This window comes from Rhizobium sp. A22-96 (genome assembly GCF_053521805.1).
On record NZ_JBNWDQ010000005.1, the window covers coordinates 513,938 to 526,118 of the forward strand.

Annotated in this window: 9 protein-coding genes; 6 read left to right on the plus strand and 3 right to left on the minus strand. The window is 59.4% G+C overall.

The annotated features are described in order from the left end of the window. Positions 1-64 precede the first annotated feature (64 nt). Positions 65-2,008: an O-linked N-acetylglucosamine transferase, SPINDLY family protein gene (locus ACQZ6F_RS24060; protein ID WP_449094341.1), complete on the minus strand. Its 1,944-nt coding sequence runs from the start codon at positions 2,006-2,008 to the stop codon at positions 65-67. Positions 2,009-2,340: 332 nt separating this feature from the next. On the opposite strand from ACQZ6F_RS24060, the gene ACQZ6F_RS24065 reads away from it, so the two are divergent. Further along, positions 2,341-3,249, plus strand: coding sequence for a flagellin N-terminal helical domain-containing protein (locus ACQZ6F_RS24065; protein WP_077468695.1), 909 nt, complete (start codon positions 2,341-2,343; stop codon positions 3,247-3,249). A gap of 254 nt (positions 3,250-3,503) precedes the next feature. Continuing rightward, positions 3,504-4,412, plus strand: a complete 909-nt coding sequence (locus ACQZ6F_RS24070) for a flagellin N-terminal helical domain-containing protein (RefSeq protein ID WP_449094342.1) — start codon at positions 3,504-3,506, stop codon at positions 4,410-4,412. Positions 4,413-4,521: 109 nt separating this feature from the next. Here the strand turns inward: ACQZ6F_RS24070 and ACQZ6F_RS24075 are convergent, their stop codons facing one another. Together ACQZ6F_RS24075 and ACQZ6F_RS24080 are read right to left on the minus strand one after the other, a co-directional pair. Then, a complete protein-coding gene (locus ACQZ6F_RS24075) occupies positions 4,522-5,784 on the minus strand; it encodes an ATP-grasp domain-containing protein (protein WP_449094343.1) in 1,263 nt (420 codons plus the stop codon). Next, positions 5,778-7,265: a pyridoxal phosphate-dependent decarboxylase family protein gene (locus tag ACQZ6F_RS24080; RefSeq protein ID WP_449094344.1), complete on the minus strand. Its 1,488-nt coding sequence runs from the start codon at positions 7,263-7,265 to the stop codon at positions 5,778-5,780. Before ACQZ6F_RS24080 ends, ACQZ6F_RS24075 begins: the two co-directional genes overlap by 7 nt. A 454-nt stretch (positions 7,266-7,719) precedes the next feature. Between ACQZ6F_RS24080 and ACQZ6F_RS24085 the strand changes: the two genes are divergently transcribed. The 4 genes from ACQZ6F_RS24085 to ACQZ6F_RS24100 all read left to right on the plus strand — a co-directional run bounded on the left by ACQZ6F_RS24085 (position 7,720) and on the right by ACQZ6F_RS24100 (position 12,181). Then, entirely contained in the window at positions 7,720-8,640 is a 921-nt protein-coding gene (locus ACQZ6F_RS24085; RefSeq protein ID WP_077468699.1) for a flagellin N-terminal helical domain-containing protein, read from the plus strand. 255 nt (positions 8,641-8,895) lie between these two features. Beyond that, positions 8,896-9,876 (plus strand): flagellin N-terminal helical domain-containing protein, encoded by a 981-nt coding sequence (locus tag ACQZ6F_RS24090; RefSeq protein ID WP_077468700.1) that lies wholly within the window; start codon positions 8,896-8,898, stop codon positions 9,874-9,876. A gap of 248 nt (positions 9,877-10,124) precedes the next feature. Continuing rightward, positions 10,125-10,757 carry a hypothetical protein gene (locus tag ACQZ6F_RS24095; protein ID WP_449094345.1) on the plus strand — a complete coding sequence of 211 codons (633 nt, stop codon included), beginning with the start codon at positions 10,125-10,127 and terminating at the stop codon, positions 10,755-10,757. Then, the gene (locus ACQZ6F_RS24100; RefSeq protein WP_077468703.1) at positions 10,754-12,181 is read left to right on the plus strand and encodes a MotB family protein; all 1,428 of its coding nucleotides are present in this window, start codon (positions 10,754-10,756) and stop codon (positions 12,179-12,181) included. Before ACQZ6F_RS24095 ends, ACQZ6F_RS24100 begins: the two co-directional genes overlap by 4 nt.

The window sequence follows — 12,181 nt, forward strand, 5'->3', positions numbered from 1 at the left end:
AATAATTGCGTGATCGGTACCGGAAGGCCGATCGCCGGAATTTTCATCCCGGCGATCTCCAGCCTTATTCGGCAGCGATAGCCGCCGAGCGTCCGTCTTCCGTCAGGAAAGGTTCCGTGCGGGTGGGCAGTGCCGGGACATCCATGTGATCGGGTGCGAGACCCTGTTTTGCGCGTTCCACCATCATCTCGAAGGCCGTCTCCAGATGCTGGGTAATGCGCTCGGCATCGAAGAGCGGCTTGATGTAACGATTGGCGAAAAGCGCCTCCTTGAACTGGGCGACGCGCGCCGGTTCGTTGGAGAGCTCCACGGCCATGTCCTCATAGGCCTGGACGTCTTCGGCAATCAGCTCCGGTACGCCGATCGCGTTCAGCAGGCTTTCGCTGACGCGGGAGGCGAAATTGGTGCCCTTGATGGTAAGGACCGGCAGGCCGCCCCACAACTGTTCCGAAGTGGTGGTATGGCCGTTGACCGGGAAGGTGTCGAGGCCGAGATCGGCAAGCTGCTGACGATCGATGTGGTCTTCGTAGCGAATACGCGTGGTGAAGATGACGCGCTTGCGGTTGATGCCGCGCGCTTCCATGCGTGACCAGAGACTGGCCTCGGACCGGGGATGATTGCACAGCAGCCAGAGCACGCTGTTCTTGCTGCGCTTGAGAATATTGCACCACACGTCGATCATCTGCGGAGTGACTTTGCGATTGCCGTTGAACGAGGCAAAGACAAAGGCGTCTTCGGGCAGCCCATGCTGCGCGCGCGTGACTGGCCGCGGCTTCGGACGATGCAGAGGATCGTTCGGTTGATAGCATTCCGGCAGACGGCAGAATTTCTCGTGAAAATGCGGCTTTGAATGCTCCGGCAGCACGTAGTGATCGCCGATGATGTAGTCGAGGTCGATATTGACGGTCGTGCCGGGAAAGCCGAGCCAGGCAACCTGGATCGGAGCGGCCATATGGTTGAGGATGCGAGCGCGGCTTTCCTTCGTGTGCCCCTTGAGATCGACGAGGATGTCGATGCCCCGGGCGCGGATCGCCTCTGCCGCAGCCTGATCGGACAGGCTGCGGACGTCGACCATCGTTCCCCATTTCTGATGGTCGAATGGCTGCTCGTTCTGGGAGACGAGATCGGTATGGTCGAAGAGAAAGATCTCAAATCGATCCCGGTCATGCAGTTCCAGTGTCCGTTGCAACAGCTTCATCGTTGCATGCTCCGGCCAGAAATCGGACGAGAGATAGCCGATGCGGATCTTGCTGCCCCAAGTGTGTGGAATCCTGCGGCGGGCCTCGGCGTGGCCGACAGGCAGCGCCGAGGTGTCATGGATCGCGTACTTGTTGATTGCTTCGTCGCCGCACCAGTGCAAATGGAAGAAGGGGTTGTCCGGGATCACATAGTCGAGATTGCCCTGGGCCATCGCTGCCGTGATCGGGGCCATGTGCTTTTCAACAGCGGCGAGATCGGACAGTTCTCGGGCGAAGATCAGATAGAGCGTGCGGAAGATGATGTTGTCCGGATGGTTCTTGAACAGCGTCGCGACGATGTGCCGGTTGCCCTCGTCATAGAGATCATCCGTGAGGAGCTTGGCCGCCAGCAGCCGATGCCTGAGTTCAGGCCCTTCGACCAGCACGGTCTTGAAGCCGGAGAGGAGTTCTCTTTGCTGACGGCTGAGGAAGATGCGGGTGAGAATGAAGGCAAGTTCGGGGTCCTTGAACGCCAGGGGCAGGATCAGGCTTCCCACCGCAAGCGCCTGATCGTCATTGCCGCATTCGCCATGGAGCAGCAGCGCCTCGCGAAGATAGTCGTCGCGACGGGGCGGCTGTCTGCCGGCCAGTTCATAGGCGCTGGCTGCATCGGACTTGAAGCCGAGTTTCAGCAGGGTTTTTGCGAGAAGCGCATAGGTCTTGGGAGACGTGTCGACGTTCAACAGCTCGTTCAGCGTTTCGAGCGCGCGCGTATATTGTCCCTTCTGATAGAAGCCGGACGCAGTCACAAAGGCGTTTTTGGTATTCACGAGCGAGAACTCCGGACGGAATGTTGAACTGGCTCTCGTCGAAGGCCGAGTGCCGGCATCATGGATTCGCCTAATCATCGCGCACGTAGCTTGCCTGAAACCGAAGCAACGGCCGAAAAGGCCTTTACGCATTCTTAGCCACGTTCCGGACAAGCTTTTTCCGGCCGCCCGCGTTTAAGGAATTCGCAAGCAATGGATGCGACTTTCACTGCGACATGACGGGTTTGGTCCTCTAGGAAAACGGATCGAGGGGCATGAAGCTGCTCCGTCATCGCCGGTATTTACAGTCCGGTATGTCCTCCTTTTGTATCCAGTTTCCAGGGGACACTCCTATGACCAGCATTCTCACTAACAATTCCGCAATGGCTGCTCTCCAGACGCTGCGTGGCATCAGCAGCAACCTGCAGGACACCCAGGCTGCCGTTTCTTCCGGCCTGCGCATCTCCAAGGCTTCCGACAACGCTGCTTACTGGTCGATCGCCACGAGCATGAAGTCCGACAACGGCGCCATCGGCGCTGTATCTGACGCTCTCGGCCTCGGCGCCGCCAAGGTTGACACCGCATCGACGGCTGTCTCCAGCGCCATCGACATCGTCGGCCAGATCAAGAACAAGCTTGCGACTGCCATGGAAGGCTCCGTCGACAAGGGTTCTGTTCAGGAAGAAATCGGCCAGCTGCAGCAGCAGCTGCAGAGCGTTGCCCAGTCGGCTTCGTTCAACGGCGAAAACTGGGTCATGGCCAAGGGCGGCGACTCCGCTTCGGTTGTTTCCTCGTTCATCCGCGGCACCAACGGCACCGTTTCGGTCAGCACCACCTCCTACAAGTTCGACTCCGGCGCAACCGGCAACGTTCTGTTCGGTGCTTCGGCAGCCGGCACGATCCAGACGAGTTCTGGTATTCTCGGCACCAAGACCGGCAGCTACTCGGTCTTCAGCCTTGACATCAGCAAGATGACGAGCGGCCAGATCTCCAGCGCGCTGAACATGGTTCAGACCGCTCTGAACGCCATGACCAGCATGGGTTCGAAGCTTGGCTCGATCTCCAGCCGTATCGACCTGCAGACGAGCTTTGCTTCCTCGCTCTCCGACTCGATCCAGTCGGGCGTTGGCAAGCTTGTAGACGCTGACATGGAACAGGAATCGAGCAAGCTGTCTGCTCTGCAGACGCAGCAGCAGCTGGCTATCCAGTCGCTCTCGATCGCCAACTCTTCGAACCAGCAGATCCTGTCGCTCTTCCGTTAAGCGGATAGGCCGGCGCATAGCGCTGATCGAATTCCTAAACAAGAAGTTAACCGCGCCTATCTAAGGCGCGGTTTTTTTTATGTTTTCTGGGTAGGAGCGGTTCAGGTTTTCTTAACTATATTGCTGTTTCTTAGGACCATCGAAACGGCGAGTTAACCTTAACGAATTGGGTTAACAGGCATGATGCTGAATGCCGTTACCGGTTTTAGGTCCGGAATGTCCCTTATTTAACCAATGCCAAAGGGGCAAATATTATGACGAGCATTCTTACCAACAACGCCGCAATGGCTGCTCTCCAGACGCTGCGCACCATCGGCAGCAACCTGCAGGACACCCAGGCTGCCGTTTCTTCCGGCCTGCGCATCTCCAAGGCTTCCGACAACGCTGCTTACTGGTCGATCGCCACGAGCATGAAGTCCGACAACGGCGCCATCGGCGCTGTATCTGACGCTCTCGGCCTCGGTGCCGCCAAGGTTGACACCGCAACGACCGCCGTCACCAGCGCCATCGACATCGTCGGCCAGATCAAGAACAAGCTTGCGACCGCCATGGAGCCTTCGGTCGACAAGAAGTCCGTTCAGGAAGAAATCAGCCAGCTGCAGCAGCAGCTGCAGAGCGTTGCCCAGTCGGCTTCGTTCAACGGCGAAAACTGGGTCATGGCCAAGGGCGGCGACTCCGCTTCGGTTGTTTCCTCGTTCATCCGCGGCACCAACGGCACCGTTTCGGTCAGCTCGACCTCCTACAAGTTCGACTCCGGCGCAACCGGCAACGTTCTGTTCGGCACGACGGCAGCCGGCACGATCCAGACGAGCTCTGGTATTCTCGGCACCAAGACCGGCACTTACTCGGTCTTCAGCCTTGACATCAGCAAGATGACCAGCGGCCAGATCTCCAGCGCGCTCAACATGGTTCAGACCGCTCTGAACGCCATGACCAGCATGGGTTCGAAGCTCGGCTCGATCTCCAGCCGTATCGACCTGCAGACGAGCTTTGCTTCCTCGCTCTCCGACTCGATCCAGTCGGGCGTTGGCAAGCTTGTAGACGCTGACATGGAACAGGAATCGAGCAAGCTGTCTGCTCTGCAGACGCAGCAGCAGCTGGCAGTCCAGTCGCTCTCGATCGCCAACTCTTCGAACCAGCAGATCCTGACGCTCTTCCGTTAACAGGAAGCGCTGGCGCCCAGGCGTCGGCAGAGCATTCAGGACAGGGACTTAACCGCGCCTTCTCACGAAGGCGCGGTTTTCATTTGAGGTGGCCGCGCCGCTCCGGCCTTCAGGGGGCTGTCGGCGATATGGCGCCAGGCTTCCGGCGAACAGCGTCAATGAAGCCGTCGAACAGCTTGCGCATGGCGATCTGCTTGTAGGGATAGACGACGGGATCATCCATGTTGTGGACGACCATCGCCACATCGAGTTCGAACACCAGAAGCCGGCCATCAGGTAGTTCGGCGCAATCTATGCCGAAATAGTCGAGCCCGATATGGCGGTAGAGCGCTGCAAAGCTATCCTCGTGCCGAACCGCGAAATCGGTGTCAAAATTCTCCATCCAGGCCTGCTCGACCGCGCGCTTTTCCGGGCTCTGTCCCATGCCGGCGCTCAGATAATGCACGATCCAATGATCGGAGAGCGCCATATGGCTTGCGAACGCCTTGCCGTTGATGAAGACGACACGCTGCTTGTTATAGAAGCCATCGGCACCCCGGAAATCGATGAAGGGCGCGACGTATAGTTCCTGAGCCGGTTGGATTCCCAGCCAATCCGACAGCCCCGAAAGATCCGTGATGCGCTCCATCCCATTGCCGGCATGCGTGCTGATCGGTCTGACGACAAGAGGAAAGGCGAGGCCCGAAATGCAATCTTCCAGGCGTTTTGTCCCGGCGCTCACCGCGACGAGATCCGCGCGCGACACCCGGTAGGTGCGCGGCGACAGAATGGATGGCTCGTCGGCGAGCATTCCACTGACGCCGTCCCGCGTCAGTCTGCTGATCAGTTCAGGATTCCGGTTCATGACCGGACCATCGAAGCCCGCAAGCAGCTTTTGCATGTGGGCGAGAAGGGGAGCGTTCTCGGTTGATTCTCCTATCGCCATGAAGGCCACGTCATATTCCGGCAGATCGGCGAGCGCGGTCGTTTCAAGACCGACATAGTGCAGCCACAGCACGCAATTGCTGCCCGCCAGCAGGAAGTCCAGCGGCGTATTAGCCATGAAGTCGCCCACAGTGACGAAGGCGAGGAGACGTGGCCCGCTCCCATCGCCATGAATCACGCAGAAGTCGCGGCGGAGCGCGACGGCAGATGTCAGCAGCTGCCGAGCTTCGTCGGCGCGGCCAAGCGTGTGCAAGATCGTCGCCATGTCGAGAAGCGTGGCCGCGTCGGTCTGGTCTGCCGTTGCCCGCTGCATGAGGTCGTTCCAAAGCGGGGTGACGTCATGGCCGGCATAGATGAGAGAGACAATGCTCTGCATGCCAAGGATTCGGGCACGATCCGGTATTTCCGAAGAAGCCGGGAGAGCAGGATGGGCTTTGGTCATCAGCATTGGGTAAGTTCCTGTCGTGAGCCAAGTGTCAAAACGCCATGCACGAGGGCGTCCATATCTGCCTGTTGCGTGCGATGATTGACGATCGCGGCACGGATCGCCGGCTGTCCGTTGAGAATGGTCACGGACGGAGCAACACGGCCTTCAGCGTGAAGATGTTCGACTATGCGAGAATTGATGGCCGGCGCTGCCTTGCCGTCGATACCGGCATAGGCAAAGCAGACGATGTTGAGTTTGACCGGCGCAAGCAGCCTCAAGGCAGGTTCCCGCTCGATCCTTTGCGCGAGGCCGCGGGCCAGCCGGCAATTGGCGCTCATGGCATCTCCCAGTGCCTTGATGCCATAGGTTTTCAGGGTGAACCACGTCTTCAAGGCCCGGAAGCCGCGTGAAAGATCCGGCCCGTAGTCGCAAGGCCACCAGTCTCCTCCGGCAAGGCCGCTGCTGGCGCGGCTGAGATAGGCGGCGTCCGAGGCAAAGGTCTGCCGTTGCCAGGCGCTGTCGCGAACCAGCAGGAAGCCGGCATCGTAAGGCACCTGGCCCCATTTGTGAAAGTCGAAGGCCAGCGAATCGCAGGTCTCGATACCCGCAAACAGAGGCGCGAGATCCTGGCTCAGAATGCCGAGCGCGCCCAGCGCACCATCGACATGAAAATGAAGATCGTAAGTGTCTGCGACCCGACGCAGGGCAAGGAGATCGTCGACCGCGCCGGTGTTCACCGTCCCGGCGCTTCCAACAATCAGGAAGGGCGTGTGGCCCTCCTGCCTGTCGTGCAGAATGGCCTGCTCCAGCGCCTCGACATCGATCTGCCCAGCACTATCGACCGGGATGCGCCGCAGTTGGTTGCTGCCGATGCCGGACATTTCGAAGGCCCGGGGAACGCAGCCATGCACTTCGCTCGAGGCGTAAGCGACCAGTCGGGTGTCCTCGCGTGAGCCGGTTTCTCGAACGCCAACGCCGAGTTTGCGGCATCTCGCTATCTGCACCGCCACGAAGTTGGCTTGGGACGCGCCGGTCAGGAATATGCCGCCAGCCGTATCTGGAAACGAAAATATCTGACGCGTCCAGCGGATAATCTGGCGTTCGACCTCGATGGGCATGTGATCCCGCCCACCAAGATTGGCGTTCAGGCCGCCGGCCAGCATTTCGGCCAACATGCCGGCAACCGTACCGCCGCCCTGGACCCAGCCCATGAAACCCGGATGAATGTTGCCGCTGCCATAGGGCAGGATGTCATCGCGGAAGATGGCATGAACGTCGGTCAGGTCGCTGGGCTCGACCGGCAATGGCGCATCGAAAGAGGCGCGCGCGGAGGAAGGAGGCAGTTGCCAAACCGGCTTCGTGCCGAGCGTTTGCAGATGGTCGAACATGTCGTCGAGCATCTGATGACCCTGCTCACGCATCTTCTGCCAGTCGTCGGGGTCGAGGCTTGTTCGTTGATGGCGATCGACCGCCGCTCGACCGGCGTCCTGCAAGCTGAACATCATAACCTCTTATATGGCCGGAAGGGCCGACGTTAACGTCGGAGTGCAGCGGAGGGCGCCTGGCCGCATCTCACCGACATTGGGCGTATCCTGACTATGCTACGCCTGCGAAGATGGCGCGAAGCTGACTTGCGTGCTCGAGGAGGTGTCAGGAGGCTGTGTTTCAAGGAAATACGCGGGCTTCCCACACGCCTCACGGAAGTCAATCGGTCTGGTTCAATGAAAGGTGGTGGAAATGGCATCGCCGGCCGGAATCGGTCGAAGGGCGGGCCGAATGATTCCGTTAACTTTTGCCGCCGGCGTTAACCTTTTATTAACCCTATTCCTGTCAGTTGCAGCTAACGCAACGGTTGGTTAACCTCTCCTAAGAGCCGGTTAACAAGCATGAGGCTGATTGCCGTTCCCGGCCGCAGACCGGATGTCCCTTTCTATTTCAGCCACAAGGGGCACCTCGATGACCAGCATCCTCACCAACGACGCGGCTATGTCCGCACTTCAGACCCTGCGCGGGATCAATACCAACCTGCAGGATACGCAGAGCCGCGTTTCGTCCGGTTATCGCGTCGCCAAGGCGGCCGACAATGCCGCCTATTGGTCGATCGCGACGACCATGCGCTCCGACAATAGCGCTCTTTCCGCAGTATCCGACGCGCTGGGCCTGGGCGCCGCCAAGGTCGACACGGCCTATACGGCGATGGACAATGCCATTACCGTTGTGCAGCAGATCAAGGACAAGCTTGTCGCGGCGACCGAAAACAGCGTCTCCAAATCGGACGTGCAGGAAGAAGTGACACAGCTTCAGCAGCAGCTGGAGAGCATCGCCCAATCCGCATCCTTCTCCGGCCAGAACTGGATGTTTGCGGCCAACGGCGCTTCGGCTTCCGTGGTCTCCTCCTTCGTGCGCAACAACAACGGCACGGTCGCCGTCAACAGCACGAGCTACAGCTTCAATACCAGTTCGCAAGGCAACGTGCTGTTCGGCGCCAAGGCCAGCGGCGCGATCGACACCAGCTCGGGCATCCTCGGGACCAAGCAGAATATCAACGGCACCTCCTATTCCGTCTTCAGCCTCGATATCACCAATATGACGAGCGGCGGCATCGGCAAGGCGATGAATCTCGTGCAGGGAGCCCTTAACGCCCTGACGAGCGCGTCCTCGCAGCTTGGCTCGCTCTCGACCCGCATCGATCTGCAGACCAGTTTCGTCTCCACGCTGCGCGACACCATCGACTCCGGCGTCGGCAAGCTCGTCGATGCGGACATGGAAGAAGAGTCGAGCAGGCTGTCGGCCCTGCAGACCCAGCAGCAGCTGGCGATCCAGTCGCTGCAGATCGCCAACACCAGCGCCCAGAACGTTCTTGCTCTCTTCAAGTGAGCCTTGAGTGGAGCTTGCGCCGAGATCGCGCGGCGGCATTTCTCTCTTGTCGCCGCGTATAAGCTTTTGTTAACGTTGCCGCCAATTGATTTGCAGTCTTTGCTCAAGAGCTGGCCACGGCCGTCTTCAAAGCAATTGAAGCATCTTGTTTTAGCGACGGGCCGCGCTGGGATCTTTCCCGCTGGTGGGCATGAGGCCAATCGTTGCTGCCGGATCGGCCCGGTTTGCCAGTCCCAATGATTTACGGATTTTCAGATGAGCAATGTGACGGCAAATGGAGCCACGTCCGCGGCACTGACTGTGTTGCGCGGAATCAACAAGGATCTCGGTGTCGTGCAGGAGCAGGTCTCCTCCGGCTATGCCATCCAGAATGCAAGCGACAATCCTACCTATTGGTCGATGGCAAACACCATGCGCTCCGACCAGAGCAGCCTGTCCACGATCACGGATGCGCTCGGCCTCGGCGCTTCAAAGGTCGATACGGCATCGACTGCCATGGACACGGTCGTCAGCCTCCTGACACAGATCCAGACCAAGCTGGTTTCGGCAAAAGAGGCGGGTACGGACAAGAACGCCATCAACTCCGATATCCAGCAGCTCAAGAATCAGCTGCAATCAGTCACGCAGTCGGCATCCTTCTCCGGCGAGAACTGGCTTTACAACAACAGCGCCAATCCCAGCACGCAGCAGTCGGTGATCAGTAATTTCACCCGTGGTGCAGGCGGCCAGGTAAGCCTCACCACGATCGGTTACGACAGCTCTCAAACCCTGATGATCGATACCACCGATGCCAGCAAGGGGTTGCTGACCAAGAACATCGATGCGAGCACGCTCGGCACATCGAGCGGCGGCAGCACGCCGGCTCGCAACTACTATCTTCTGGCTGCCGATTCAGGCACAACGCCGGCCGGCGGCACCGAAATTGCCATTTCGAGCAGCACGACGGATGACGAGCTGACCGATATGATCAATGTCACGAATTCACTTCTGAAGTCGGCAACCTCGGCCGATTCGACGCTCGGCCTGATGAAGTCGAATATCGACGATCAGTCGGACTATATTTCCAAGCTCAGCGACGCCATCAAGGTCAGTGTCGGAGATCTCGTCGATACGAAGATGGAAGAAGCGGCGGTGCGTCAGAGCGCATTGCAGACGGCGCAGCAGATGGGCATCCAGTCCTTGTCGATCGCCAACAGCATGGCGAGCAAGGTGTTGATTCTCCTTCAGGCGAAATGATGCATCAGGCGGCGCGGCAAGAGTGCCAAAGCTGCCCCGCATTCATCCTCGCACAAGTTTGACTGCCTACGGTTCGGCGCAGTGGCACGGTTGCGAAGCTTGCCGGAGATATCAGTCATCTCCGGCGCGCGCCACCAGAGGACGGAAACCGGAAGCGTGATGATCAACGTTTTGAGAATGGGAAATGATCGGCCCTCTTGTGGCATCGACTTGCAGCGTCTTGCCGACGCGAATGGGGAGATGCGCGCGTGAGTTTGACACTGTCCCGATATCTCAAGGATTTCAGCGTCGAACAGGCTCCGCCCGCAGGCATTGCCGATATGGTTTTCGCGGAGCCGATGGAGTTTCCGGAAAGCGCAGTGGAGCCGCCGGTCGATGTCGAGGCTGAACGCCGCGCCGCCTATGCGGAGGGCCATGAGGCGGCGACACAGGATCTCTCTCAAAAGCATCGGGCCGAGCTCGATGCGATGAGCGAAACCTTTCGCGCCGAGGCCGATGCCTTGCGGGCACGGTACGAAGAGCAGGCGGCGGAAAGAATAGCTGCGGACATGACCCGCATCGCCACCATGCTCGGGCAGGCAATCAGTGCGGAAGCCGCCGCAGTCCTTGCGCCGATCATGACGGAAACGCTGACGAACAAGGCCGTCGCCGATCTCGCGGATTTGGTCAGGTCGGCAATTCTTGAAGGTGACGCAGGCCCGATCTCTGTGAGCGGTCCCAGTCATCTCTTCGAGGCACTCCAGGCCAAACTCGGTGAAGAGTCTGCTCTGCTGCGCCATATCGAGGCGCAGGACGTCGATCTCACCGTCACCATCGGCGAGAGCGTTCTCGTGACACGCATGACTGCCTGGGCCGCCAGCCTGAAAGAGATTCTGAAATGAGTGACGGCGATCAAAATCACGGCAAGCATGAGATCATCATCGTCAAGCGTCATGGTGGTGGCGATCACGAAGGCGGTCATGGTGGTGCGTGGAAGATCGCCTATGCCGACTTCATGACGGCGATGATGGCCTTCTTCCTGGTGATGTGGCTGGTGAATGCCGCCAACGAGGAGACGAAGGCTTCGGTCGCCTCTTATTTCAATCCCATCAAGCTTGCCGACGAAAAGCCGACGGAAAAGGGCCTCAAGAAGCCTGTCGACCAGGCTGACGGCGAGAAGAATCAGCAAAAATCGAACAAGCCGCAGGACAATCCGAACGACGGCAAATCCGCCAAAACGGGCGAAGACCTGACATCCACCTCTGGCGACCAGACGAACTATTCCGAAGCCGATTTCTTCGAGAACCCCTATTCGGTTCTGGCCGAAATCGCCCAGGAGGTCGGTCAGCAGGCCAATGTCAGCGCCAAGGGCGAGGGCGGTGCTGCGCAGTCCGGCCCGGCCACGGGCGCCGATGGCGGTCAGGCCTATCGCGATCCATTCGATCCGGATTTCTGGACCAAGCAGGTTCAGGTTTCCAGCGCATCGAAAAAGGCGAACGAGGAACAGTCCGCCAAATCGGATCAATCGCCGAAGGGAGAGGTCGTGGCCTTGTCCAAGGCGACGGCTGCCGACAGCGGTCAACCGGCCAGCCAGACGGAAACTCCTGAGCAACAGCCGACACAGAGCGAACAGCAGGCATCCGCCAAGCAACAGGACAAGCCAGGACAGCAACAGCTCGCCAGCAAGACGGTGCAAAGCGACGCCTCGACGTTCGAGGATAATGCCGCCGTCGCCCAGAATAAGGATGTCACGCCGACGAAAGCCCAGCAGCAGGAAGCCAAGCAACTGCAGCAGGAAATTCAGTCGCAGATCGGTGGGGTCGCCGGCCAACTGGCGGAGGGTCTGGAAGTCACTGCGGCTGAAGGCGGTGTGCTCGTGACGATCTCCGACCAGAGCAACGATCCGATGTTCAATATCGGTTCTGCCGTGCCGCGCCGGGAAATGGTGCTGGCGATGGAAAAGATCGGCAAGGTCCTGTCCGAACGTAAGGGTTCGATCCTGGTCCGTGGTCACACAGACGGACGCCCCTATATGGTCGGCGGCCGCAACGACAACTGGCGCCTGTCGCTCGATCGCGCCCAGAGCGCCTATTACATGCTGACAAGCGGTGGCCTGGATGAGAAGCGGATCGTGCAGGTTTCAGGTTTCGCTGACCGCCGGCTGAAGCTGCCCGACGATCCCTTCAACGATGCCAATCGTCGCATCGAGATCCTGATTGCCGCCCCGGCGAGCCAGGCTGCGCAGGACCCCGCCACACCGGACACCCAGAACCCTGCGAAGCCTGCCTCGGGCAAAGGCAAGCCAGGACAAGGCAAGCAGGGATAG

Coding starts and splice junctions, on each gene's coding strand:
- ACQZ6F_RS24100 (WP_077468703.1), top strand. CDS start 10,754: ATGAGTGACGGCGATCAAAATCACGGCAAGCATGAGATCATCATCGTC.
- ACQZ6F_RS24090 (WP_077468700.1), top strand. CDS start 8,896: ATGAGCAATGTGACGGCAAATGGAGCCACGTCCGCGGCACTGACTGTG.
- ACQZ6F_RS24065 (WP_077468695.1), top strand. CDS start 2,341: ATGACCAGCATTCTCACTAACAATTCCGCAATGGCTGCTCTCCAGACG.
- ACQZ6F_RS24075 (WP_449094343.1), bottom strand. CDS start 5,784: ATGCTGATGACCAAAGCCCATCCTGCTCTCCCGGCTTCTTCGGAAATA.
- ACQZ6F_RS24070 (WP_449094342.1), top strand. CDS start 3,504: ATGACGAGCATTCTTACCAACAACGCCGCAATGGCTGCTCTCCAGACG.
- ACQZ6F_RS24085 (WP_077468699.1), top strand. CDS start 7,720: ATGACCAGCATCCTCACCAACGACGCGGCTATGTCCGCACTTCAGACC.
- ACQZ6F_RS24080 (WP_449094344.1), bottom strand. CDS start 7,265: ATGTTCAGCTTGCAGGACGCCGGTCGAGCGGCGGTCGATCGCCATCAA.